Annotated in this window: 13 protein-coding genes; 1 reads left to right on the top strand and 12 read right to left on the bottom strand. The window is 44.6% G+C overall.

Annotated elements, in window-relative coordinates:
* Nucleotides 1-2: 2 nt before the first annotated feature.
* The 6 genes from IEX80_RS11355 to IEX80_RS11330 all read right to left on the bottom strand — a co-directional run bounded on the left by IEX80_RS11355 (nt 3) and on the right by IEX80_RS11330 (nt 12,572).
* Nucleotides 3-1,385, bottom strand: coding sequence for a glycoside hydrolase family 140 protein (locus tag IEX80_RS11355; protein ID WP_188832962.1), 1,383 nt, complete (start codon nt 1,383-1,385; stop codon nt 3-5).
* Between the two features lie 320 nt (nt 1,386-1,705).
* Nucleotides 1,706-4,798 carry a DUF6298 domain-containing protein gene (locus IEX80_RS11350; protein ID WP_188832961.1) on the bottom strand — a complete coding sequence of 1,031 codons (3,093 nt, stop codon included), beginning with the start codon at nt 4,796-4,798 and terminating at the stop codon, nt 1,706-1,708.
* 271 nt (nt 4,799-5,069) lie between these two features.
* Nucleotides 5,070-6,731 (bottom strand): polysaccharide lyase, encoded by a 1,662-nt coding sequence (locus tag IEX80_RS11345; protein WP_188832960.1) that lies wholly within the window; start codon nt 6,729-6,731, stop codon nt 5,070-5,072.
* A gap of 62 nt (nt 6,732-6,793) precedes the next feature.
* On the bottom strand, nt 6,794-8,602 hold the full coding sequence (locus tag IEX80_RS11340) for a RagB/SusD family nutrient uptake outer membrane protein (protein WP_188832959.1): 1,809 nt from the start codon (nt 8,600-8,602) through the stop codon (nt 6,794-6,796).
* A gap of 12 nt (nt 8,603-8,614) precedes the next feature.
* Nucleotides 8,615-11,800 (bottom strand): SusC/RagA family TonB-linked outer membrane protein, encoded by a 3,186-nt coding sequence (locus IEX80_RS11335; RefSeq protein WP_188832958.1) that lies wholly within the window; start codon nt 11,798-11,800, stop codon nt 8,615-8,617.
* 106 nt (nt 11,801-11,906) lie between these two features.
* The gene (locus IEX80_RS11330; RefSeq protein WP_188832957.1) at nt 11,907-12,572 is read right to left on the bottom strand and encodes a DUF3826 domain-containing protein; all 666 of its coding nucleotides are present in this window, start codon (nt 12,570-12,572) and stop codon (nt 11,907-11,909) included.
* Nucleotides 12,573-13,008: 436 nt separating this feature from the next.
* On the opposite strand from IEX80_RS11330, the gene IEX80_RS11325 reads away from it, so the two are divergent.
* Complete coding sequence (locus IEX80_RS11325) at nt 13,009-13,902, top strand: AraC family transcriptional regulator (protein WP_090531643.1); 894 nt, start codon at nt 13,009-13,011, stop codon at nt 13,900-13,902.
* 195 nt (nt 13,903-14,097) lie between these two features.
* Here IEX80_RS11325 and IEX80_RS11320 read toward each other — a convergent pair whose 3' ends face one another.
* The 6 genes from IEX80_RS11320 to IEX80_RS11295 form a co-directional block, all read right to left on the bottom strand.
* Nucleotides 14,098-15,024: a dihydrodipicolinate synthase family protein gene (locus IEX80_RS11320; RefSeq protein WP_188832956.1), complete on the bottom strand. Its 927-nt coding sequence runs from the start codon at nt 15,022-15,024 to the stop codon at nt 14,098-14,100.
* Between the two features lie 10 nt (nt 15,025-15,034).
* Nucleotides 15,035-16,591, bottom strand: coding sequence for a sodium:solute symporter family protein (locus IEX80_RS11315; RefSeq protein ID WP_188832955.1), 1,557 nt, complete (start codon nt 16,589-16,591; stop codon nt 15,035-15,037).
* A gap of 479 nt (nt 16,592-17,070) precedes the next feature.
* A complete protein-coding gene (galB, locus tag IEX80_RS11310; RefSeq protein WP_188832954.1) occupies nt 17,071-19,497 on the bottom strand; it encodes a beta-galactosidase GalB in 2,427 nt (808 codons plus the stop codon).
* Entirely contained in the window at nt 19,497-20,618 is a 1,122-nt protein-coding gene (locus IEX80_RS11305; protein WP_188832953.1) for a glycoside hydrolase family protein, read from the bottom strand. Before IEX80_RS11305 ends, galB begins: the two co-directional genes overlap by 1 nt.
* A gap of 13 nt (nt 20,619-20,631) precedes the next feature.
* Nucleotides 20,632-23,394: a family 78 glycoside hydrolase catalytic domain gene (locus IEX80_RS11300; protein WP_188832952.1), complete on the bottom strand. Its 2,763-nt coding sequence runs from the start codon at nt 23,392-23,394 to the stop codon at nt 20,632-20,634.
* A 9-nt stretch (nt 23,395-23,403) separates the two neighbouring features.
* Nucleotides 23,404-26,940 carry a malectin domain-containing carbohydrate-binding protein gene (locus IEX80_RS11295; RefSeq protein ID WP_188832951.1) on the bottom strand — a complete coding sequence of 1,179 codons (3,537 nt, stop codon included), beginning with the start codon at nt 26,938-26,940 and terminating at the stop codon, nt 23,404-23,406.
* Nucleotides 26,941-26,998: the final 58 nt, after the last annotated feature.

Genomic DNA, 26,998 nt, shown 5'->3' with positions numbered 1-26,998 from the left:
CGTTATATCGCGTCAATAATGAGCACCCAATCGTTACCATTTGATACTTTTCCTGGGGACTTAAATTTGATTATTTTAGCTTTCGCGAAGGTTCCGATAGTCGTAGTTTGCCCGTTGCGTGGGTTAAACCATGATGCTTTCAGTTTTGTGCCTTCCAGTTTATCAGCATTGATATTGATCTCCCTGCCGGTATAGGTATAAACAAAGACATAGTTTTTACCGCGGGTAGCTATCAGCCTGTTATACTTTACACCGTTATTACCGGCGATCAACGATTGATCCGGCACACGATCAAGGTATGGGCGGGACAGCATTAACTTTTTCAGATAGACCATCTGCTTTGCTCCCGGATCATTTACCGAATTGTACCAATATCCTTTTGAGCCGTAAGCACTGCCTTTATCTGTTGGTTTGTGCATTTGCATCACATCATTATCGCCATACGTATACCCACAGGCCCCGGCAAAAACCGACCAGTAGCCATAGCGCCTTACATCGGCAGCTGTCCAGCGGGGTAGCTTGATATCATGTAATCCGTAAGGGATCTTTTCATAGGATGGCTCGGCATCAAGCGTTGGTTTTATGGGTGATAGATTGTAATCTGTTTCAACATAACGCCAGTTATCTTCGCCGTATTTTAAATCTTTTTTGGAGGTATCCTGCGCGTAAGTACGATGACCCGATTGGAAACAATTGAAATCTAACCAATTCTCGTTATGAAACCATTTTGATGATTGCGTACGGCCACGAGGGTGATAAGTTATCAGATGTTTTCCGTCCAGTTCATGTAAAGTGTTACCAATAGCATTCCAGGTTTTTAATGAATCTGAACCGGCAATGTCGCCGCCATTCATCCAGATCACATTGGGGTGATCGCGGTATCTTTTGGCCAAAAATCCGGCATAAGCTTTTGCTTTATCAGCACCAATATGGCTTTCCTTAACTACCGATCCCCAAACAGGAACCAAGGCAACATATAATCCTTTTTCGGCAGCTTTGGTGATGATCCAGTCGATATGATCCCAATAATCGTATTCGTTTCCCTTGCCAAAGGTATTGCCGGGAGTTGTTTTTGGCAATGTGATATTCTTATTGCTTAGGGCAGAATCGCCATAGGCATTGGTTTCTTTGATGCTATGCACCACCATTACCTGTATCACGTTAAAACCCTGTTTGGCACGGACATCAAGGTATTGCTCGGCCTCTTCTCTTTTCAGTTTAGAGAACAGCAGCCATCCTGTATCACCCAGCCAAAAAAATGGCTTATCACCAGCCATAAAATAGCGGTGGTTAGCGGATATGCTTAAACGAGGCATTACATCGTTGCTTTTGAATGAAAAAAGCAATAAAGCAATGGCAATTAATATGGTAGATTTTTTAAGCATAATTATAAATTTATCAAGTTCCCCTCTTGAGAGGGGGCGCGTTGGGTTGAGCGTTGGCAGGGGTGTGTTTCTTCGGCGTTCATTATCGCTTTGTTAAACACACCCCTCCGCCCCTCTCAAGAGGGGAATCGCACTGGCCCTTTCTTCTTTAATCCCTCTATTTTTTCAAGCTCCCCTCTTGAGAGGGGGCGTGTTGGGTTGAGCGTTGGCAGGGGTGTGTTTCTTCGACGTTCATTATCGCTTTGTTAAACACACCCCTCCGCCCCTCTCAAGAAGGGAATCGCACTGGCCCTCCGCTTTTCTATATTTTTTCTAATCTTTCAATTACGGCTCAACCACAAAATGGTAGCCCCGTTCCCCTGTCCTTTTATTTCTGTATTACCAGCACCTTTCACCGTTTCTTCACCGGGCAAAAGCTCGCCGGTTTTAGGGTCGATCCATTGCGCTTTGTAACTAACACCGGCCGATAAATCAAGGTGAATCCCACCGCCATTACTATAGACGATATACCCTTTTGATGAAGCTAACGCCCATTGATCTTTAGGCGAACCCGGCAGCTCGGCAGGTTTCATACCGCTCGCATCGGCTAAAAAAGCTTTATTGGTATTGGCAGGAAGGACCGGCAATGATCCGCCTGCAATAAATATCGCCCAGCCAAAATGATCATAACCATCAGCAGAATAAAGCACAGCTTTATCCGGGTATTTGGTACGGTACTCATGTACCGCACGATAAACCTGCTCAAATGATGAAGCCTTGGGTTTAAAGATGCGGGCTTGCTGGCGCGGGGCCAGGCTTTGGCCGCCAATGGGTTCATAGGCCGTTCCGTTGGCCTGGTAATACCAATAACGAATATCTATAACATTGATGACCGAAGCTGTTGCCGGATTGGACAGGATAGCATCCTGCACATCTTTTGTAGCGCTTAAAGCGATAATCTGTTTCTTTTTATGTGTGGTTTCCCATTGTTTAATGGTTTCTACCCAAAATTTCATGAAATGCAGCGGACCGGTAAACTCCGCTCCAATCTGCTGGATCACCCCGGTATTACCTGCAAAGTTGTCCATACATTTATTGATGTAGGCAATGTGAAGCTTGCGCCTTGCCGGGTCGGTTTCGTCATAAAACTGCTCAGCCATAAACTGGCGTTTGTCGCCGGCATAAGGTACAGGCTCCGGGAAACCGGTGCCATTAATATTATTTGCCGTGCGCCATGGAAAATCGGTATAGTGCGCCCCAGCCTCAATAATATTGTGCTGAAAATAATTTTGGTGAACCAATACCAAACCTTTCTCATCGGCCAAGTCAGCAAATTGTTTCAGGCGGTTCCAGTACCAGGTATTGTATTTAGTCAGGTCGTATTTGCTTAAGCCGTCGTAGGCCAGTTCTTTTCCGCTCCGGGCAAAAGGCAGTTCATAAAACGGAGCCCAAACATCGCCGTCCATCCGGCGGATACGCTCGTGATCATCGCGGCGGCGATCATACCATAAGCCATAGTTGTGTTCAAATACCACGATATTATCTTTCCGCATCCAATCGGTTACCGCGTTAAGATCATCCGTTAACCCTGTGCCGGTTTGGCCGGGTACCCAACGGGAGATGGCGGGTTTAGCTTCCTTTTCAGTATAATCGGGATGAACAGTGCCGTTCCACCACGGGGTTTCAAAATGCTTGCCTGTTAAAACGATGTTACCACGGGTGAGCCAGCCGTTGGTAACACTCATTTTGGGTGCCAATGTAGCAACAGCCGGGCGTTTATATCCTATTTCATCAATAGTTTTGGCACCTGCCGATTCAATGTTAATCGAATTTCTTTTAGGCGACTGATCAATCCAGTTACTGATGGTAAGTGCAGGTTTACGGGCCGCTGCCATCAGTTCGGCTGCCTGCTCAACTGTCGGGCTGCTTGATGGTTCGGTGGCCGGGTACAGGATATCGGCTTGTTTGCTTACATCTTTATTTAAGCGGTTAGCTAACTGCGTGTAATAAAAACTTCTTGGGCTTATGGTGCTGTTTGATGTACTCCAGTAGCCATCACCTGCAAATTGCGCCCAGGTACCAAAAGCCCAGTTTTGAGCCGTTGGCGGCTGATAGCAATCCACACGAGCTGCGGTACAATTCCAGAACAGGCTGTTGGCGGCGCTCCATCCGGCGCCTTGTCCGTCCTGTCCACGGTTCATATAGCTCAGGGGTTGACCATCTATGTTTGCGATATCAAATAAAACGCCCGAGGCCCAGCTATCAATACCTCCGCTAAAACCCAGCGAACCTACCGACATACATTGCACAAAAGCGTTTGGCCCCGGCGCGCAATACCCGGTAGCAAAATCATGAAAACCCTGTTCGGAGTATAAACGTTGAAAAAGGTTTTGCCCCCCCATAGTAAGAAACGTATTACGGCGCTGTCCCCCTATTTCTGAAACCGGAGCAAGCGATTTACAATCCTCAACCGTTACCCGGTTTCCGGTAACACCAACAAATACTGTCGAACCTGCAAAATGCTCAAAGGTTACCTGGCGTACCCAGGCATCGCTAACATTTTCCATTGTGATAGCCATCCAGCGGTGGGCTTCATCTTTTGCGTTTGAAGCATCGTAAGCTGATTGCAGTTTTAAGTTTTCGATCCCTACTTGCACAATTCTGCCGGGCCATTGGTAAGAGGCTATCAAACCACCGCAGTACGCAGTATCCAATGCTGTTGTTAAAGGCACGTCAAGGGTAACTGTGTTACCGTCTACTGATGTTACTTTTCTATCCCAGTAAATATCGCGTTCGCCGGGCTTCCAGGCCAGCGCGGTTAAGTCGCCGCCAAAATGGTCGGTTTTGATAGTATTGATCCAGGCCTGCGTGCTTGGGCGATGGATCAAAACCAGATCTCCGGTTTTAATATTCGCGCCGTTGGCAATATGTAAAGTATTGGCATTTACCGGCACATAAGCATCGGTAATTTTAATTTCTTTGGATGTTTGCCGGTCATTTTTACCGGTAACATGAATAAAGGTTTCCCTATCGGTCCCGGATGCAAATAATGTGGTGCCGTTGGCAGTCATCCCGCTTCCGCGTAAAACAACGCCGGATGCGTTAATTTTGAGGCTACCATTAACCCGGTACACCCCTTTGTTAAGCAATACCGCTCCGCGAAAGCCATCTTTATCGGCAGGTAAACCAGCTACGTAATCTAAAGCGGCCTGGATCCTCAGTGTGGCGTCACCTGCTTTTACAGGCACTACAACTTTTACAGGCACAAAAGGGATAGGCTTTTCGGAAGCCATATATCCGCAATATGAAAAATCAGGAATGCGGTCGCCGTTGGGAGCAACCACATAATTTAGCTTGCCGTTTTTATCGGCAGCAACAGGCGGTTGGGGTTTAGGGGCTTTTTTCTTATCCTGTGCAAATAAGGGGGAATGCATAAGCATCCCCCCAGTCATTAAACCAACCCAAAAATAAATCCTTATAAACCTCAATCCCCGCATTATTAGCAGTTGTTAAAAATGTAATTTATTCATTGCCGTTGGTTTTAACCAACGGTAACAGAAGCTGAAGAACCTGGCCTTTAGCCTAATTATGCAAGTGGCATTTGGGCTAAAGCCCTCTTTATTCCATTTTATTATCCGTTGGTTAAAACCAACGGCAATGGTCTACACAAATGGAACAAATGGTTTTAATATTTCTGATATATCTTTATTTTAACGAAGCCAATTTCTTTTCGCCTTTAGCGGCTACTGTATTTAAATATACTTCGATATTGGTATAACCGCCACCATTTTTTGCAGGCAGGGCCGAATCTTTACCATCTTTAGGGTTTAAGCCATGAGCCAGTTCCCAATTGTCGGGCAAGCCATCATTGTCCGAATCTTTGTAAGGCGTGCCTTTATATTCAGGATAGCCACCAACCTGCCATGGAGCAGTGATGATACCCAGTTTGTACGAGTCTTTAGGTAATTTACGCACTTTAAACTGGTAAGCAGTATCGGTGTTCATTTCTTTGTAAGTGATCTTACCTGTACGTACCTGCTCAGTAATGCGCACATCAACCGGATCGCGTTTTGGCAGTGTTGCGCCGGCATTAGCGATAACAAATTTAAAGGCATCCTTTGCCGATAGGATAGTCATCGGAGGCATCGGGAACGGAACATCCGATTTCATGTAATCCTTGTATTGGCCGGCGTCAGGCAATTCTTTGCCACCAGGGCCTTCAACCTGGATGCCACCGTTCCACGCATCTTTAGTTACTTCGGGATAACCTTCCATAATATTACCTGATGCATAAACACGACCAAACACTTTCTCCTTCAGCTTGCTCCTGCCCGATTCCGGTTTCAGGATACGGTGACCAACCGGCTCATCTTTAGGTGTAACCGGACCAGGTTTAAAGTAGTTATTGATCACGTTGTAATTGGTGGTATAATCGCCGCCGTCCATTGAACGGTGATGCCAGTTAAATACCACATTGTTTACAAAGTTGTATACGCCATTCCAGCCAACAGATGGGTTACGGCCGGTATTATCGGCCCAAAGGTTACGCATCAATGAGCTGTTTTCGCCGCCTGTTGTTGAGCCGAAAGCGTGGTTCCAGTAATCCAATGATTCTGAATAAATACAATTCTGGATAGTGATATTTACGGTACCCAGCTTCTCTTCTTTCGAGCCATCGCCGGGATCAAACATGTGACGGTACATGGAAAAGTTTTCGTCCAGGCCCCAGCTTGCAGATACGTGATCGGCAATGATGTTGCCCACCGGGTTGCCACCCAAAGCATCATCACGGCGGCCAACATTGGTTTCGCCGCGGCGGAAACGCATATAACGGATCACAACATCATGTGTATTCACCCAAAATGATTCGCCTGCAATACAAACGCCATCACCCGGAGCAGTTTGGCCTTCAATAGTAATATACGGAGCCCTCACGATAATCGGTGTTTTGATGCGGATAATGCCCGCAACATTAAATACCACTATACGTGCGCCGCCTTTTTCGCAAGCTTCACGCAAAGTGCCGGGGCCATTATCTGCCAAACTGGTAACTACATATACCTTACCACCGCGGCCGCCAAAGGTAAACTTACCACCGCCTTCGGCACCCGGAAAAGCCGGGATCTTGGCCTGCGGCAAATCGGTCGGGCGCGCGGCCCATGGTACGTATACTTTGCCACGGCGCTGATCGGCCTGGATAATGGGCAGGGCGACCGCCCATGCTGAATCTGAACGACGGGTAGCCTCTTTCATCAAAGCTTCACTCTCTGCTTTAACCTTCTCCGGCACTTCAGGGTATTGGGCAAAAGCCGGTTTAGCTAAACCCAATGCCGCTGCTACTAAAAATAAAGCTGTGTGTTTTTTCATATTTGTATTCGTAATCTTCTTTTGTTAAATGGTTAGCAGGCACCCATCGTTCAATTAATTTATTATTGAAGCGGATCAAACGGCCCACCCCAGGTGTTATTTTGCTGTAAATTGATATTATTTAACAATGCCGCCGAAGGGATCCCGAAAAAGTAATCGCCCGACTGAACCGCAATGTTATAAGAATCTATAGTTTTAGTTTTAACGGTGAAAGATGTGCTGTACAGGGCATCCAATGATGTAGCTGCTAAAGCATCTCTTGTACCGGTAAGATAATCTTTACCGCTTGCGTTGTTATTAAGGGTAACTGTAAGCCCCGTTCTCTTTTTACCGTTCAATGTGCTTTCGAGCAGTTTACGGCGGCGAAGGTCCCAATAGCGTTTACCCTCAAAGGCAAATTCAATTTTACGTTCATTCATGATAGCGTTGATCATCTGATCAGGGCTCATGCCTGCATCTAAACCGTAAAGGTTATCGGCACCTGCTTCAATACCGGCACGTTTCCTGATAGCTGTTATATTGGTATAACCGGTAGTTACGTTGCCTAACGCTGCGGCACATTCGGCCTGGTTCAATAAAACTTCGGCATAACGGATCTCCATCCAATCTGTACCAACATATGGTGTATTTGCCACACTGACGTTAGGGTCAATAGCTTTGCGCAGGTAGAAACCTGAGCCTGTTGCCGATGCCGGTTCAGTGGTTTTAACACCGGAACCATCCGCTTTATTGTAATAAAAGTAAGTCCACAGGCGATAAGAGCTATTGCCGTTTATAGGCCAGTTACAACCGTTGTAGGCAATAGTTTTGTTAAACCTTGGATCGCGGTTATCAAAAAACTTTGCATCATCATATGTATACTTTAACGAGGTACCTGGTGCTTTTCCGTCAAGCATCGGGTATGATTTTACAATATCCCATGTAGGTTGATTGGAACCGCCTTTAGTACCTAAATAGGCCGGACGAGTCGCATTATCATAGGTATTGTTATTCTGGTTTTGATCGGTTGATGATGTGTTAAAACCTGTTATCAAAATTGCTTCCGGATTGCTGCTGTTTTCGGTAAACCACATATTGTCATACGAAGGGTTTAAACCGTAGTTATTAGCGGACAATATCTGCATTGCCTTATCATTGGCATCAGCAGCTGTTTGCCAGCGGGCCGCATCATTGCTGGGGTTAAACTGAGGACTTGCATACGTTAGCAACACCCTTCCTTTAAACGCAGCCGCAGCAGCCGATGAAATACGACCGTAATCGCTGCCGCTCCATTTGGCGGGCAAATATTTTATACAGCTGTCCAGATCGCTCACAATTTGTTTAAAGCACTCCGAAGTTTTGTTACGAGGCAAAAGCGCCGCGTTTTTGGCGTCCTGCCCAATAGCATCAAGCGGTTTTAACACCAGCGGAACACCGCCGTATAACCTTACCAGGTCAAAATACCTGAAAGCCCTCCAAAAATAAGCCTGTGCTTTATACCTATTTTTGGTAGAGGCAGGCAAGGTGCTGGCGTCGAGATCCTGCAGGGTTTGGTTAATGTTACGGATCCGGCCGTAGTTATTGCTGATATTCACCGAGGTACCGATGTCACCAACAGTTTCGATGGTAACCGTGCCTTTTACGTATGCGTTATCGCTGTAAAATTCGTCGCATTTGTCGCCTCCGCTGCCAATAGCGCCGCCGGTATCGCCAAACCAGCCAGGCTGGTTTGCTGTATACAGGTAATTGATGTTTAAAATAGCCACCGTTGAGTCATTAAAAATCTGGCCGGGGGTGCTGTGTGTAAGATCTTCCTTATCAAGCACTTTTTTACAGTTTGTAAACAGGGCTGATACGATCAAAGCTGCAAATATGGTTTTAAATAATTTCATGTCTTTCAAAGTTTAGAAGCCTAAGTTTAAACCAAAAGATACTGTGCGTAAGTTGGGATATGCCCCAAATGGTGATGAAATATCACGATAATGTTCGGGGAACGGGTTTACAAAGTTGATTGGGTTTGTAGCTACCACATACGCCCTTATGCTTGACATGCCGAGCCTTTTGGTGATGGAAGCAGGCAGGGTATAGCTTAAGTTAGCACTGGAGATATTCCAGGTGAAGGGGCTAACAAACCAAAAATCACTTGTAGCACTCACATCGTCCGAGTAATAAGGGTCGGGATATTTAGCATTTGGATTAGATGGGGTCCAGTGATCAGCCCAGAATACAGGCCTGTTCTGGTTAGCCGTGGCTTGTTTAATGGCGGCGCTCTCAATTGATTGGTTGCCACCCCAGCTCATTCCCATAACCACATTTAAGCTTAATGTTTTATACGCACCGCCAAAGTTCAGACCAAGATTGTAGTGGTTTGATGATTTCTTACCTAAATAAAACTGGTCGTTGAGATCGTTTTGTTTGATAACACCGTCGCCGTTTTTGTCAACGTAATTGATCATACCAGGTGAAGGCACGTAACCAAAAATCTTAACGTTTTGCGCGCCACCAGCTGCTGCGGCCCTTTCTGCAATGATCGCGTCGGCATCGGCTTGTGTACGGATAATACCGAGTGATTTGTATCCCAGTGTTCCCTGATCGCTTGATTTACCGGTCAAATCTTGAATGGTACCCACCTGCGCTGCAGCGATATCGTATTTAATGTATTTATTATCACTCCAGGAAAAGAACGGGCTAAAATTATAGCTAAAATTAGAACCGATTTTGTCTTTCCAGCTTACAGAGATCTCGTATCCGAAAGTATTGACAATACCATAATTTTCGGCAGATGGCGCTGCGCCTATAGTTACAGGAACTGAAGTGTTCAGCGATGCAAGCATATCATAGCGGTGCTCCCAGAAATAATCGGCCGAAACTGATAAGCGGTTACCCAGGAAAGCGGCATCTAAACCGTAGTTTGTTTTCAGGTCATGGTCCCAGGTTAAATTAGCGTTCGGGATAGCGATATTTAGCAGTGCGCCGAGGCCCCTGTCGCTATTGCCGCCGAAAACAGCACCGCCTTTGTTGCCGGTACCAAACTGGTAGTTAACCGCGTATAAGAATGACGGTGTATTATCAGAACCCAACAAACCTACCGAACCTCTGAATTTCAAAAGATCAACAAAGCTTACTGATTTAAAGAAGTTTTCTTTTGAAACTACCCAGCCTGCTGAAGCCGAAGGGAAATATCCCCACTGGTGGCCCGGTGCAAAGTTGGTATTGGCATCCGCCCTCATGGCCAATTCAACCAGGTATTTATCGGCGTAGGCATAATTTATCCTACCTGCAACAGCTTTACGGCCATATTCCTTCACCAATGTGGCCTGGTTTGACGATTGATCACCGATGGTGAATGTCTGGTTATCTTTTCCGCCTACAATTACTCCGTCGGCTTCGGCAGCTACACCTTCACTATATGACTCATATTGCTCATACAAAGCCAGTGCAGTAATTTCATGCGCCCCAAAACGTTTATGGTAAGTAAGGTTGGCGTTGAACTGGTAATTATCTGCCATTGTAGGGGTAAGGCGCACCCTGTCGCCATTTTTAATAGCTTTTACGCCTACCACAGTTCCTCCCGGAATATGGTTATTGTCGCCTTCGCCCGAGTATTGGTTGTAATAAAACGTTGAGCCATATTGCTTGTTAAAGGCATTATTAAGATTACGGTTGTAGCTAACATTGGCAGTTAAGCCGCTAATACCCGGAATTTCGTAACTCAAATTGGCTAAACCATTAAATACAGTGTTATTGTTACCTGTGTAGTTGTTAGAATTTTGAACAGCAAAAAAGTTAAGGTTATCGTTATTGCTGGTTCCTAAATATACAGGATGCCCGTCGATAAAATATTTTTGCCATGGTGGTGCCTGGTTAAGCGACAGAAAGTCGTTATCGGGGCTTTCGCTGGTACTTGATAGTTTATACCAGTAAATTTTGCTTTTGGCAAGATCTTCGCTCAATGACAATGACAGTTTTAAACCTTTCGCCACTTTTGCGTCGACACTGGCCCTGAAGCCAAAGCGGTTGGTATTTACGCCTTTAAAGTTGGAGTTTTGGTTTACATAATTTGCGCCTGCGAAATAAGTAACCTTATCATTACCGCCGGTTATGCTCAACGCGTTCCTGCTGGTTACTGCCGGTTTAAATGCCTGCTCCAGGAAATTTTGATTATTATTTTTAAAGTACTCAAGCTCATCCGGCGTATAATATTTTAAGTCTTTATTGCTTAAATCGCCGTTGATATAACCTTCGGGTGTTATGGTGTGGTTATACCTGGTTTGCTCAATATCATTCAAATAAGTAGCCATCTGAAAGCCCGACATCATTTTAGGAAGCTGAATTGCATCGGCAATACCTACTGATGAACTGAAGCTTACCTTTGGCCCGCCGGCCTGGCCGCGTTTGGTTGCTACAACGATAACGCCGTTCGCGCCTAAAATACCGTATATGGCAGCGGCTGCATCTTTCAATATCGAAATGTTCTCCACCTCACTTTGATCAAGCAGGTTGAAATCTGCTTCACTACGTTGTACACCATCAATAATGTATAATGGTGTTGTACTACCGCCATTCTTTGCCAGGAAAACAGGGTTACGGATAGTGATGGTTCCGCTTTGGCCTGGCCTTGCAATACCACCGGTAACACTTACCGCAGCATTGGTTCCGCGTAATGCGGCAGCAAGATTAGTGGTTGGTATATCCTGGATAGTTTTCATATCCACCGCGGCAACAGCACCTGTTAAGTGGACCTTCTTTTGAGTACCGTAACCTACTACCACAACCTCATCGAGGGCATTTTGTGATGGTACCATTTTAAAGTCGGCATTCATTTCGCCAATCTTCAGTGTTTTTTCCTGGTAATTGTATCCAAGAAATTTAGCCCCAACCACAATGGCCTGCAGGTTAGTAGCCTTAATTGAATATTTACCATCGGCATTGGTGATAGTACCTGTAGTACTGCCCTTTACCTGGATGGCAACCCCTGGCAGGGGAGCACCTTTTTCGTCCGTAACCGTACCTGTTATATTACGGTCCTGGGCTTTTAGCGCGCTGCCTAAGCACAGCAACACCGAAAGTAAGAGGAAAAGTTTTCTCATAAACTTGATAATTTAATTTTCATGATCAGGTTAATTAATTAGTATAATTGGTTTGCCCGGCTAAAGCTTATTTCATGATACCGGGATATTTAGGTTAGTTCAAAAATTATTGTTTTGCTGCCTGCCGCTCTTTGATCCGTTTTTGCCACTCTTCACCCTCCTTTTTCATATCGTAGCCCTGTGCGGATAGGTAATTATTAATGCGGCCCTTAAACTTCCCAAACCAGGCATGTTTTTTCTCTGCCGATTCGGCATCTATAGCATTCTCCCTGGCTTCAAGCAGCCATCCTTTAATTTTGTCTTTTTGCTCCCCGGTAAGGGTAGGTATTTCATCCTGGTAAGCGGTATAAGTGATTGGATAAATGCGGTAGGTCATACCGTCTTTTATTTTATCAACCTCATCAGCGCTTAATTCCTTATTCAGCTTATTGATATATGAGGTATGTAAAACCTTAACCTGCTTAGCCACATTACTATCTACAAGGGCGATTTTGGCATTGGCACCTGCTTTATCATCGGGCATCTGGGTTTTAATATCATTTACTTTCGCTTTACGCGCATCATAAATGGTGTTCAAATCACTGTACTGGGCAACTACAATATCACGCACTTTCTTAAATTTTACCGAGTCGGTAATGCCTGCTCCTGTAACAATTTTATTTGAACGTTCGGTTATAACTTTTAGGTAGTTGTTATCCACTGGTGCCTGCGCGAAAGCCTCACTGATTGCAACTGATAATAACAATATCACTATGTATTTAAAGTGTTTCATGGTTGTTTCAATTGGTTAAATTCTTTACAGTTTTTATAAAAGCCCTTAAAAAAGTATATGGTGTCCTGCAATTTTTTTTATGCAATTAATTGTTCATATCACAATTAATTAACTGTTAAAATCTTGTCAGTTCTAAAAGCCTGATAAAAAGTATAATTAATTTTATTGGTTTATATTTCCTGGTATCCTGCAGCCTGATTTACAAGTTGCTTTAACAAATATCAATGGTTAGCCTTTGCCTTTCCTATTTGTATTTATCTATTTATTATACAATCTTATCATAACCCACTTTTCGTGTTAAGGTAATTTTTTGTCAAAAGAAAATTACATTCGTGCAAATTGGGTTTGATTAAAAATTACTACTTTTAAAATATAAACCAGCGCGACGCATACTTAATTGTCCGCTCACCTGCTAATCTTTATTGATTTTTACAAAATGAAGCCCCATTTTCTCAAGGTTGCGGTTAAACCGCAAAATTCATTCAGTATCAGGCATGATATTTTGCCCACCTTCCGGGGTATCTGGCACTACCATCCCGAGCTTGAATTACACTACGTAATAAAGGGCGAAGGGGTTAGGTTTATTGGTGATAATATCAGCAATTTTTCGCCAGGCGAAATCACATTGCTGGGAGAGGCCCTACCACACTGCTGGCGCTGCAAGGATGAATATTTTTTGCCCGAATCCGGATTGAATGTTGAGGTGATCGTGATCCATTTTTTGCCCGACTGCCTTGGTCGTTATTTGTTAAATTTACCCGAAGCGTTCATGCTGCCCAAGTTGTTTGAGAAAGCTAAAAGCGGAATGGTAATTAAGGGCGAAGCAAGAACCGAACTGGCCAAACTGATGCGGCAGGCAGCGGAAGCCACCAACCTCGACAGGATCATTATCCTGCTATCCATACTAAAAGTACTGGCTGAAAATGAAGATTTTGAACCGATAACTTTATCACACAGCGATTTTCACCAATCTAATGAGTCGGACACCATTCGCCTTAATAAAGTATGCTCCTATACGCTGGCCAACTATAAACAGGAGATCAGCCTGGAAAAAATAGCAGCCATCGGCAACCTCAGTGTCACCTCCTTTTGCCGGTATTTTAAACTGATGACCAAGAAAACGTATTTTGATTTTTTAACCGAGATCAGGATCAGTCATGCCTGCCGTTTTTTGATTGAGGACAAATTACCCACCGAGGTTTTGTGCTTTGAATGCGGTTACAACAACATCTCTAATTTTTACCGACACTTTAAACGGGTTACCGGCATGACCCCGCTTGAGTATAAACGCCGTTATATTAAAGGACAAAAGCAGGCAATTTCTGCTTAGTTTGGTTAAGTATTAAGTCGTTAGCCAAAAGTTCCAACAGGCTGTTTTAAAATGTAGAGACGCATCACATGCGTCTCACGCATGCAAATCCAGGGTTTAATGAATTACAAAACGGCTTGTCCTATGGAAGACGTATGTGATGCGTCTCTACGTAAAAACTTCACAACAGAATTAAACAGGACTTTCGACTTAAGACTAATAGATACCGATCTCACTTTGAAGTGTAGTGTAGTTAGCGTAAAGATCTTCTATTTTATTGCGGATGGCCGGCGAGAAATAACCAACATCGCGCCGGGTAGTTGTTGATATTTTGAAGCCCCGTTTGGTAAGATAATATTTAGCAATTACCGGGTAAACATTGTGCATCACATCCATATTTTCGGTTAGAAATTCCTGTACCATGGCAACCTCATGCTGGCGCGATGCATCGGCATAATGATTACACAACCAAACAATAAGCTCCGGAAAAAAATTTCCCTGAATGCATGACAACCCGGCCGAACCTGCTATAAGTGATTCAACCGCGTGAACCATATAAGCATCATACAGCCCAAACGCCGGATTAACTTTGCTTGCCTCCAATTTCTGTTTTACCACGTCAATTTTAAGGCAGGTATCTTTATGATATATTACCCTGCCTGTTGCTGCAAAATGATGAAGCTGTTCTGCCGATAATAACCTTTTGTATGGCACCGGGCATTCGTAAAAGCCTAAAGGGATATTTTCAGTATGATTGAACAGTTCAAAAACACGGTCATTAAGTACAGCATCCGGTTCATCGGCATCAGCCAGCAAACTTGTAATGGCAATCACCGCCGAAGTACCTGTATCATATACCTTTTTTATAAAATCGGCTTGTTTTTCAATTGGCCCGCCAAAGGTACCGGTGGCCACGACAGGAACAGCGCCGTCAACAGTTTCAACCACGTGTTTGATAATTGCTAACCGCTCCTCACCACTCAATTCAAACATTTCGCTCGACAGGCAATTGGCAAACACACCAGCCGCACCCGCGCGCAGGTACATTTCGGTTAAGCGGGTCAGCGCTGCATAATCAATAGCACCGTTATCTTTAAAAGGCGTTAACATTACCGGGATAAAACCCTTTTTTGATTGTTCCATTTGATGATTATTAAACTGTTAACTGCCTTGTTTTGGTTAAAAATATTCCTGTTAAAAATATAGCGAGGGTACCCGCAACAATGATCATGTTGGTATTGAGCGTACTGCGAAGAACGGCGTATTGCTCGGGAATGAGTGACGGAAAAGTAAGCCAAAGGATCACCAAAACACCTATGATACTGGCAATGATGGCCTCATGGTTACGGGTTTGCCTGCTGATAATGCCCAGCAAAAACAAACCGAGCATACCTGCTGCAAAAATCCCCGAAAGCTGCCACCATAAATCAAGAATGCTTTTTACCCCTATCATGGCTATCCCGGCGGCCATGCCTGCAAAGCCAAAGAGTACGGTACCAATGTGCAGGGCGTTCAATGTATTTTTATCATTGAGTTTCGGCTTAAAGTACCGTTTGTAAATGTCGATGGTAAAAACGGTAGCTGATGAGTTCATGCCCGAACTGATGGTGCTCATGGCAGCTGATAAAATAGCAGCTACAATAATACCAACCAATCCTGCCGGGATTTTGGTAACCATAAAATGCGGCATGATCTTATCACCGTAATCGGCAGGGGTTAATTTGTTCATAAATGCCGAAACATCGGTTGCCGAAGCCGTTGCAGGCAGGCGCTCGATAGCTACCTGGTGCTTAAGGCTTAAGATCAGATCAGGATGCTGGCTGTAGTAAGCATATAAGCATGACCCTATTACAAAAAACAGAAAAGATGCCGGCACATAAATACCAACACAAAACCAAACTGATTTGGCAGCCTGCTTAGTAGATGTAGCCGCATGATAACGCTGGATATAATTTTGATCCATCCCAAAATTATTTAGATTGATGAAGAAACCGTAGAACAGGATCACCCAAAAAGTTGGTTCGGTAAGGTTCAATGAAAAACTACCCAGACTGAATTTGTGATCAGCTTTGCCAATTTCTACGATCTTATCAAAGCCGCCGGGGATGCTGTTTACGACCAAATAAATGATCAGCAGCGCTCCTAAAGTCTTGATGATGGCCTGCACGACTTCTGTCCAGATCACAGCTTTGATCCCTCCTGATACTGTGTACAGGATAATAGAGATTCCCATTACCACCATAATGGACTTCATAGACAGACCGGTAAGCGCCTGCAGACTTAACGCTATACCAAAAAATACAGATCCCATGCGGGCTATCTGCGTAAGCAAAAAACAAATAACCGCATAAACCCTGGCCCATGGACCAAAGCGTTTTTCGAAATGTGTATAGGCTGAAATATTGCCGGTATTACGATAAAATGGTATAAAATATTTTACGGCTATCCAGGCTGCAAATGGCATCGATAAGCTAAACACAAAAGCGTTCCAGTTGCCGCCGTAGGCTTTGCCGGGTACCCCTAAAAAGGTGTTACTGCTTAAAAAAGTAGCATAAATTGATAAACCGATAGCCCAGCCCGGTATTAAACCAGATGCAACGGTGAACTGCTCGGCATTTTTATTTTTACGCGAAAAATAAAAACCCACCAGCACCATAGCTATAAGGTAAATACCTATAATGGTAAAATCTAACACGGGCAACACTTTCATGCGTTAATCGGGTAGTATAGTAAATTTAATGTTATGGTTTATAAATTGCATAACAAATGTAACGTACTGCTGTTAGCCTTTACTGTAATATTTTCGCCTGCTATTGTATGATATTATCACCAACAAATAAATATACAAACAAAAAACGCCGCCGCTTGGCTCCGGCTGAGTGGCAACTATTCTCCGGCCTCCGGCCGGTATACACCACACTTGTTTACGGCGGCCAGAGGCCGCTTGATAGCTGCCACTCAGCCGGAGCCAAGCGGCGGCTGCAATTTTTTTCACTTTTTTTTAAAGAATAAAATAATCAGACCTATTGTTATGGGGATAAGGGAAATGAAATATGTATCTAAACCGATCCTTCCAGATTCACCTTCAATTTCCGGGTCATTCAGCATTCTTAAAAAGATAAAGAAAAGAACTCCTATAATTATAAAAACTACACCTGAAACTATTTTTAAGGACTTCATATTCACTCTTTATTTTTGTAATTGTAATTTAAAAGCGATACGGTTACTTTCAATAATTAAGTGAGCCGGTTTCAGTCCACCAGCCGTAGCAGTAATGGTAATTTCCCCGGCAACAGCTTTAGATTGGATAATAGCCAATCCCAAACCATTAAACAGGCGATGCTGATCAGATACAAAAGGTTCCAGATCTGTTTGTGAACCGTTATCCACACCTTTTAGTATTCCCTGCCCGGTTACTTTAAATTTCACCAACTGATTAGCATCGGGCACCGGAACGTTGTTTTTATCCAAAACAGATACGGTAATATATGACAGGTCTTTGCCATCGGCTTTGATTTTATCCCGATCTGCCTTGAGTTGTATTTTGTAAGGTTCGCCTGCTGTGACTACCTGCGTAGTCAACACCACTTTACCATTACGGCGCGATACGGCTTTTAATACTCCCGGCTCATATTTTACACGCCACATCACATGCAGGTCATCGCCGGCTTTCTTTCTCACGCCTATCGATTTTCCATTCAGAAAAGCTTCTACCTCATCGGCATTATTATAATAGGCCCAAACATCAATCATCTGCCCAGGCTTCCAGTTCCAGTGCGGTAACAAGTGCAGAACCGGCTTATTTGTCCACTCGCTTTGGTACATGTAATAAATATCTTTCGGAAAACCGGCCAAATCAACAATGCCAAAGTACGAACTGCGGGCCGGCCATAAGTACGGGGTTGGTTCGCCGATGTAATCAAAGCCTGTCCACACAAAAAGCCCTGAAAGAAAATCATACTTTTTGATGATCTTCCAGGTTTCCTCGTGCGTTGAGCCCCAATAGGCTGAAACATTATCGTAGGCTGATACCGTCAAATCAGCATTGCCATCCTTCAAAGGTGTTTTGCCATCTTTGGGCCAGCGTCTGATACTATCCGACGGCATATCATAATGCCCCCTTGTTGCCAGGGCCGACATATTTTCGGTACCGATAAACTTTTGACCGGGGTAGTTTTTCTTAAAATCTGCATAAACCTCCTGGTGATAATTTAAGCCAATTAGGTCAAGCGCGCCCGACTGATAAATGAAATTCTTTTTAGGATCGGCATCGCTCAGTGCCGATGTAACCGGCCTGGTATTATCCAGTTGCTTTACAATTTTAACCAGCTCGCGACCAATACTTACACCTGTACTATCAAACTGTTCCCTTATTTCGTTACCAATACTCCAGGCAAAAACGGACGGATGGTTCCGGTCGCGCAAAACCTGGTCTTGCAGGTCCTTTACGTGCCACTCGTCCCAATCCTCGTGATAATCATGTTTGCTTTTTTTCTTCTTCCACATATCAAAAGCCTCGTCCATTACCAGGAAACCCATTTTATCACACAGGTCAAGCAACTCGGGTGCGGGCGGATTATGCGAGGTGCGGATAGCATTACAGCCCATATCTTTTAAGATCTGCAATTGCCGCTCAATTGCACGGGTATTAACAGCCGTGCCCAAAGCCCCCTGGTCATGGTGCAGGCATACGCCATGAATTTTCATCGGCTCACCATTCAGGCTAAATCCTTTGTCTGCATCGAAGTTGAAATAACGGATCCCGGTAGTAGTTGTGTAATCGTCGATAACCTTATCAGCCGCTAACAACTGCAGCTTTACTTTATACAGATAAGGGTGATTTATCGACCATAATTGAGGATTGTTTACCTGAATGCTTTGCTGAATTATAGTGTCCTTTACGGTGGTAGTGACAGATCCAACAATCTTGCCATTATCATCCAAAACAGAAGCTTTAAGCTTAAACTTTGAGTTAACAGAAACCGGCAAAACCGTACGAATATAAATCTCTGCTTTTTGATGATCAACCTGCGGCGTGGTTATAAATGACGACCATTGCGGCAGATGGATTTTATTGGCAGTGGTTAGCCAAACATTGCGGTAAATGCCCGAACCTGTATACCAGCGTGAGTTGGGCTGATCGCTGTTATCTACCCGAACGGCAATCACATTTTGTTGTGTACCGAATTTAAGGTAAGGCGTTAAATCATACCTGAACGAGATATAGCCGTTAGGCCGTTTGGCTAAATAATGGCCATTTATCCAAACTTCGCTGTTATGAAAAACGCCGTCGAAATCAATCAAAATAGATTTAGTTTTTGATGATGCAGGGATCAAAAAGCTTTTACGATACCAGCCAATGCCTGCTGGCAATCCGCCTTCGGCCTGCGTGGTGGGATTTTTACTGTCGAATTTACCTTCAATGCTCCAATCATGCGGCAAATCAAGCTTCCGCCAGCGGCGATCGTCATACTTTATGGCGTTTGCTGCGGCATCATCGCCCAGAAAAAACTTCCAGCCGGCGTTAAAACTCTCGGTTTTGCGCACCTTTTGGGCAGATACAAAACCAGCCGCGAAAAACACTAAACACAGTGTATATAGATAACGTAGCCTCATTATTTGGATTTGCTTTTTTTAACAGGCGGCGCAACAAAGTTGAGCTCGCTTTTACCCAGATCTTTCGACACAGCTACCGCTATACCGCGCTGATCGGCTTTGTTTACAGCGCAATAAAAATGATAAACCAAGCCTTTATGCTTCACCACACACGATTTATGGGCAAACATGTTATCATAAGGCTCGGACGATTGAATGAGCTTCTCCCCTGTCCAATCAGTCCAGTGCACCAGGTCATACGAGCAGGCAAAGCGGTTAAACACGCCCGAATCGCCGGTTTTCCAGAAAGCGCCGAAATAAAACATAACATATACATTTCCTATTTGCTGAATGTATGGGTCGCCGGTAATGCCGTCACCGTGATTCAATACCGGGTCTTTACCGAAGCGTTTCCAGTGCAGCATATCATCAGACACAGCCATGCCAATGCGCTCCGCTCCTCGCTTTTTATTAACGCTGTCGCCATTGGCGTTGTAGTACATAATGAACGGGTGACCGGTTAGCTTCTTTTTATCCCAGATCACGGTTTGTTTGTATTGCGTGTGGTTATCCCACCAGCTTACATCTTTATCAATACTTGACAATACCGGATGATCTAATCCCTGCCATTCATGTACCGTACCCGGATCTGTATCGGTAGAAGCCACACTTATGGATAGCAAACCTTTCTCATAGCCTTTGCTTTGCCCGCCAAAATACGATAACCAATATTTGCCATTATACTGCTGCAATTTGTACGAGCCGTCCCATTTATAATCCTGCAAGCCGACATAACCGGCTTTTTGGTTATTGTCCCATTTGGTAGTATCATCCGAAAATGAAAGGATGCGACCCCGTGTTTTCCAGTGCAGCAGGTCCCTACTATCGGCCAGCCAGGTTTCATAACCGCGACCGTTAAAAATAATATAGCTCATATACCAGCTGTCACCCTGGCGAAAAACCGTAGGGCAATCAGCCTTCTGGCTATTATCTTCCGGAGCTATCACCAGGCCATATTTGTAAGGCGTTTTAACCTGCTCGTAAATATCTTTCATCACCTTTTCGGGTACTTCCTGGGCATGTGCCCTAAGTAGTAACAAAGTGCAGATAAGGAGTGCAGATGATTTAAAAATGTGTCTCATTTTAGTTTTAATATTATTTGGCGATGAATGTATAGTTGCCTGAACCAGCCTTGATCTCTGCCTTCCCATCGTGATAACCTACAAATTTGATATCATGACGGGTTTTGATATTTTGCCCGTCGACCATTATAGTCGCATTATTTTTTACGGGCAGAAAGATACTCGCGGTAGTATTTGCCGGGATGTTCACCTCCAGTTGAAACTGCCCCCGCCCCTTCGCCCAACTGCTTGAAATATTGCCATAAGGCGATTTATAATTAGCCTTAGCCCAGGTTACATTACCCACAGTTTCGGGCCTGATCTCAATTTTATTAAATGCGATGGCATCATCTGCCGGACGGATCCCGGCCAGGCCGCTGTAAAACCACTCCATCAGGTGCCCCAACATAAAATGGTTGTTGGATACCGAAGGCAGTGCCGCCCACGATTCGGTTAAGGCAGTGGCACCGTGAGCCAGTTGATAACCATAGCCCGGCACATCGGCACGACTGTTCATATCATAGATCACATCCGAGCGGCCTTCATCATCCAAAACCCGTAACAGGTAGCGATAACCGATGTCCCCTGCGGTAAGGGCATTCCCTCTGCCGCGGATATCTTTTACGATATTATTCACTACAGCTGCTTTATATTGTGGCTCAACCAAACCGGCATAAACCGACATAGCGTTGGCCGCCTGACTGCCTGTGCCGTATTGTTTAGTGTCAGTATTAAAAAACGTTTTGTTATAGGCCTGTTTTACTTCATCAGCCAGTTTTTTGTATGATGCAGCATCATCGTTTTTGCCAAGCAGCGTAGCTATTTTTCCGGCTATATCAAGGTCATAATAATACAGCGAAGTTGCCGTAATTCCTGGTGGTGTTAACTGCGAAACGCCGGGAGGATTTGGACCAAGATCATACCAATCGCCCAACCCCTGATACAGCAAATGATTTTTTGATTTTTTATCGAGATAGGCCAGGTAACGCTTGATCATATCATAGTTTTGAGCAAGCACTTCCTTATCACCATACCACTGGTATACATACCACGTCAAAATCACCGCGTTGCTCCCCCACTCAGGCGAATCGCGAAAAGGCTCGTCAAACTTTACATATTCAGGCGAAATTTCGGGGATCAATCCATCTTCTGTTTGAGAGATACGCATATCGTTGATACACTTACGTGCCAGGCCAACGATATCATAATTGTAATGTAGGGAGCTGCCGACTAAATGCGCTTCTTCCAGCCAGCCCAGTTTTTCGCGGTGAGGACAATCGGTAAATACGCTTGCCATGTTGCTTTTCATGGCCCAGTCAATCAGTTTAAACGTTTTGTTAAACAGCTCATTTGAACAAGCGAAACTGCCCACGGTTTCGGCACTGTTACGGGTGTGCAACCCTTTAATATCAACGATCACGGGTCGCTTCGATATATTGGTTTCTCCTTGGGGAACAGCACCCTGTACCTGCAAATACCTAAAACCGTAATAAGTAAACAAGGGATGCCAGGTTTCAACACCATCGCCCTTCAACACATAATCATAATAATGCGGACTGCCCGAGGCTTTTTGATTGGCGCTGCCATCCTCATTTACCAGTTCAGCGGGGACAATGCGCACAGTATCCCCTTTTTTACCCAGAAGACTGATCTGTGGGATTCCTGAAAAATTTTGACCCAAATCATAGATCCATGCGCCATTAGCCAGTTGCTTTTTACTTCGAGGCTTCAACACCTGCATGATCTTCAAAGGCTCCGCCATTTGCGCGCTCAGCCCGGGTATGCCGTCAACCTTGACCACATTGCGCCATTTAGAATCATCAAAGTTGTTGGTATCCCAGCCCGGTTGTTCCAAATTGGCATTATAATCCTCACCTCCATAAATACTGCTGAAAGTAACCGGCGAGGGTGCGGTTTTCCATGAACCATCGCTCACCACATTGTCTATCTTTCCATTGTCATACTCCAATATTAAACGATAGATCATTTTAGGATAGCCAAAAGCACCGGTAAGCTTGCGGTAACGCCTATCCCGCGGGATGTAATAAAATCCATTGCCCAGCATTACGCCTATGGTATTTTTTCCGGAGATAAGCTGCTTAGTTACATCAAAAGGCACATATAGTGCCTGCTTATCATATTTTGTCCACCCGGGATCAAGGAAATGATCGTCCACTTTCTTACCGTTCAGGTTCAGCTCAAAATGGCCTAATCCGCATAAATAAAGCGTGGCTTTTTTCAGTTTGGCCTCAACATTAAAAGCCTTGCGCATTAAAGGCAAAACATCATTGGCCACTCCCAGTTTTTTTGGTCCTTTACCATGATAAAAGGGTACAATAGCCGAAGAATCGGGTAATCTGTCATAAGCAATCCAGTAGGCACCGTTCCAGTCTCTTTTTGTAAGCAAGCCCATTTGCCAGCTGGCGGTATTGCTCCATGCCGACGCTTTACCATGGTTGTCCCAAACCATTACCTTCCAGTAATAAGTTTTGGCTGCCTGCATAGGTTTACCAATGCACGAAACCTGTAGCGACGCGTTTGAAAGTACCTTGCCCGAATCCCAGATATCAGCATTGTTGCTTGCCAGTTTAGCCACGTCACCGGCAACCAAAACCCTGTAAGCGGTTTGCATGGTGTTACGGGTATCGCTTTGTATTTGCCAGCTTAGCTTTGGCTTAAGCGATTCGACACCCAACGGATTGGTTTTGTACTCGCATTGCAGGTTTAACACCTTCAGGCTTTGCGCAAAAAGGCCGAAGGGCAGTAACAAAAACAACAGGCAGATCTTTTTTTTCATGTTAATATTTTATTGCATTTCGATGCCCGAAACAACCAAACCATCAGCCTTAATACCCGTGATTACCAGCTTATAATTACCCGCGTTGATACTTGTGCCCGTATTGGTTGCAACCGTGCCCGATTTATTTTTGGCTACCGGTTTAAAACTCAGTTCCTCCTCCTTCATTACCGTACCATCAGCGGCCAGTAATTGCATTTTTGCCTTAAAAGTTTGATTGCTCTGGTTATAATATTTTATGCGCAAGGCATACAGATCGGCAACACCCGGTGTTAACGCGAATGCCACACTGCCGCCTGCCGCACTGCTAAATTTAATTACTTTTTTTCCGTTCAGGGTATCGGCTTTTAAGCCATCGCCTTTTATCTCAGCCGTCTCCGCTTTATAACTTACGGTTTTACGAAGATCAGTAGCCGGTTGCAGCGAAGTAACAGGCAACATCACCACGGTGTACATGAACCTTCCTTTATTTTCGCCTAACGTAACTACATCAGCCTTTTTAAAACGCTTCCTGTAAACGGGTAACTGATAACCTCCATCGGCATCCGTTTTTACAAACAAGCCGGTGTTTTCATAATTGGCAATCCAGGACGGTCTTTGCAAGGCGGGTATGTCCATAGCAACGTAAACATCAGCGTCAGCATTTAAAGTAAACGAACAGGTTTGAGCCTGATTTGAATTAGCTGTACTTATCCAATCTGCACCATAAAATATTGGCGGCAGATCATTAAAAGTTACCCCGGCATCGGTGTATTGTTTTTGGCCAATGTCAATCCAGTTTTTTACCACCCATTTATTATGGCCCTGTAATTGGCCGATTATTCCATTACCTGCCTGTTGTGGTTTTACTGTTTTATTTAAAGTACTGATGGCTATAGCTGATATAATTGCTTCACCGGCCGCTGCGTTCGGAAAAGATATAGTTAGCATCCCGCCCGTAACATGGGCAACGATATTTTTCTTAAGCGCTTTAGCATATCCTGCTTCTTTCCAGATATCCAGATTGCGGATCATGGTTTTGCCATTCAGAGCTACATCAAACAAACGCCAGCCTGAACAATCCATCCCGCCGCCTGTGCCATACCAGGGCTCGGTAAAATATAGATCGATACGATAATCACCATCAGGTACCGGGAAATTAAATTTAAGTTTATCTAAACCATACCGAAAAGTCTGGAACAAAGCCCCATCGGCCGTGTTGCTGATCCTGTCGAAAGTGCGTTGCTGACTGGCAAAGAACTGAGGCATTCCGGGGTAATTGTCCGTCCATGATGTGGAGCCGGGTTCTTGTTTATTATCCTGATGCCTGTCGGCCATCCAGATGTTGCCGTAGGTATCGGTGTAATCCGGTCCGCCGCAATTGAGACGGTACAAATAGTTGTAACCAGCTTCGGGTTTCAGGATAGCGGGATTCTCTTTTGGCAAATGAGGTGCTTGTGGCAGATGGTTTAACATGATCTCATTATGCGTTACCGGCTTGCCATTAACATATCCTACGGCGTACAACACATTGTATTTGATATCTGCGCTATCCCATTGAAAATGCGTGCCTATGCCCTTCCGCTTTCTTTTGCCTAAAGATTCGTGGTTAATATCATTGAAAAGCTCAACCTCGTCGCAATTGGAGTAAACAATGATACTATCTTTTTTACCCGGAGTAAGCCAACGGTTGGGCCAGGTGTGCGATACAATGTAAACCATCGGCTCGCTACCTTTAGGCGCATAATTGGCCCTGTACATGTAAAACGCATCGGTTGGCTGCCCCCAGGGTGTAAACAAACCTTTATAGTTAACAGGGCCAACCCTATCCAGTTCCCGCTGCCCTTCGCCGCCTTGTGTGCGACCAGGGTTTTCATGCGAATACAACAGCCACTGAAAATGCCCCGCAACCTGATCTTTTACAGACCCGGCCAGGCGGACTTTGGTTTCCATCAATTGGGTCATGCGGTCTTCACTTAGCTGACCGTTGGCATTGAAAGGGCCTTCGGTATGTAAACCAAGGCTTCGCCATGCACCATATTCGCCTACTAAGATTTGTTTTTTCAGGTCATCTCCATAGGTAAGCGGGTTACCGCCGTAGGTACCCGTCCAGTTTTGAGGTACGTCCCAATCGGTACCTTCGCCGCCATTACAGGTTGTTATTTTGCGTTGCGATGAGGCTGTAGGGTCAAGCTTGCGGATGAGATCGCTGCATTCCCGGGCAAAATCGGCCGGTAACTTACTTTCGTTTTGTAATCCCCATAATATTACCGACGGGCTATTGCGCCGTTCTTTCACCCAGTCAATCAGTAAAGCTTTGTAATTGGCCCTGAACTCCGGCGAATCATACCAGATATGTGCCGAATATTGCGGCCACCATAAAATGCCCAGCTTATCCCAATACTGCTGATATGCAAGATTATGAGGCTGATGAGCATCCCGAAAAGCATTAAAACCTGCAGCCTTTACCTGCATTACCCGGGCTTTGATTTCCTGCGCTTCAAAAGCCTGACTTTTGCCCATAAGGTGTTCATACTCGGCAATGCCATTGATAAAAACAGGCTTGCCATTGAGGTAGAAACGATTATCCTTATTATTTCGGCCAATGGGCCAGTTGATCCAGCGGATACCGTAAGAGGTTTGAGTTCTGTCAATCACTTTTCCATCGGCCCAAACCTCTGTTACCACATTGTATAAATAAGGTTTTTCCAACGACCATAAATGCACATTTTTAACATCGGAAAATTGTTGACTTACCGTATTAACCTCACCGGCTTTTAATATTTTTTTTGCTTTTGCTTGCGCGATAGTATTGCCAGCGGCATCAACCATGCTGTTTGTCACGGTTATCGCAGACGGCTTACCACTGTAGTTTTTAACTTCAGTTTCGAGATTAAGCGTGGCCGATTTTTCACGGACGGTGGTATCATTCCAGATATGTACACCAAAAGGTTCAATCCTGACGGCGTTAGTGACCATCAAATGCACCAGTCTGAAAATACCCATTGGCTGCGAACCTTCCGAAAAACCCGGATCATCGGAGCAGGCCCCGCAAACCCATGGCAAATCTTTGATAAACGAAGGGTGATCAGCCTTAACGCATAACAGATTTTGTTTGCCTGCTTTGATAGCATCCGTTACATCAATGGTAAATGACGTGCGCCCGCCCGCGTGATAGCCAACTTGCTTACCATTAAGCCAAACCGTAGCGTATGAGCCAACGCCCTCAAACCACAGGAAATACCGCTTATCATTTTGCTTATTTTCAAGCGGGAATATTTTACGATACCGTGCGATACCATGTCTGTTGCCATGTTTCAGGCGGCGATAGCCGCCGTATGTATCCCAGTTATGAGGAACATTTACCGTTTCCCATTTAGCATCATTAAAACCGGTTTGCTCAAAACCGGCGTTTGCCTTTGGGTTGTTATCATCGGCAATACTTTTCCAGTTGGTATTTAATGAGATATCACTACGCTGTGCAAAAAGGTAACTATGTGAAAAAAGGAGCAAAAACAGCAGTGAGGTGATCAGTTTAAAAAAAGAGAAACACTTCTCTCTGCTCATCTCAAGAGTAATAGTCAATGAATTGGCAATTCCCTCCCTTGGGAGGGGCCCGTTAGGA

The organism is Mucilaginibacter rubeus, from assembly GCF_014643835.1.
GTDB lineage: Bacteria > Bacteroidota > Bacteroidia > Sphingobacteriales > Sphingobacteriaceae > Mucilaginibacter > Mucilaginibacter rubeus.
This window is presented reverse-complemented; position numbering and strand designations above follow the sequence as displayed.

Excerpts from the sequence above, each read along its gene's own strand:
- IEX80_RS11355 (WP_188832962.1), bottom strand. The coding sequence starts at position 1,385 with ATGCTTAAAAAATCTACCATATTAATTGCCATTGCTTTATTGCTTTTT.
- IEX80_RS11350 (WP_188832961.1), bottom strand. The coding sequence starts at position 4,798 with ATGCATTCCCCCTTATTTGCACAGGATAAGAAAAAAGCCCCTAAACCC.
- IEX80_RS11345 (WP_188832960.1), bottom strand. The coding sequence starts at position 6,731 with ATGAAAAAACACACAGCTTTATTTTTAGTAGCAGCGGCATTGGGTTTA.
- IEX80_RS11340 (WP_188832959.1), bottom strand. The coding sequence starts at position 8,602 with ATGAAATTATTTAAAACCATATTTGCAGCTTTGATCGTATCAGCCCTG.
- IEX80_RS11335 (WP_188832958.1), bottom strand. The coding sequence starts at position 11,800 with ATGAGAAAACTTTTCCTCTTACTTTCGGTGTTGCTGTGCTTAGGCAGC.
- IEX80_RS11330 (WP_188832957.1), bottom strand. The coding sequence starts at position 12,572 with ATGAAACACTTTAAATACATAGTGATATTGTTATTATCAGTTGCAATC.
- IEX80_RS11325 (WP_090531643.1), top strand. The coding sequence starts at position 13,009 with ATGAAGCCCCATTTTCTCAAGGTTGCGGTTAAACCGCAAAATTCATTC.
- IEX80_RS11320 (WP_188832956.1), bottom strand. The coding sequence starts at position 15,024 with ATGGAACAATCAAAAAAGGGTTTTATCCCGGTAATGTTAACGCCTTTT.
- IEX80_RS11315 (WP_188832955.1), bottom strand. The coding sequence starts at position 16,591 with ATGAAAGTGTTGCCCGTGTTAGATTTTACCATTATAGGTATTTACCTT.
- galB (WP_188832954.1), bottom strand. The coding sequence starts at position 19,497 with ATGAGGCTACGTTATCTATATACACTGTGTTTAGTGTTTTTCGCGGCT.
- IEX80_RS11305 (WP_188832953.1), bottom strand. The coding sequence starts at position 20,618 with ATGAGACACATTTTTAAATCATCTGCACTCCTTATCTGCACTTTGTTA.
- IEX80_RS11300 (WP_188832952.1), bottom strand. The coding sequence starts at position 23,394 with ATGAAAAAAAAGATCTGCCTGTTGTTTTTGTTACTGCCCTTCGGCCTT.
- IEX80_RS11295 (WP_188832951.1), bottom strand. The coding sequence starts at position 26,940 with ATGAGCAGAGAGAAGTGTTTCTCTTTTTTTAAACTGATCACCTCACTG.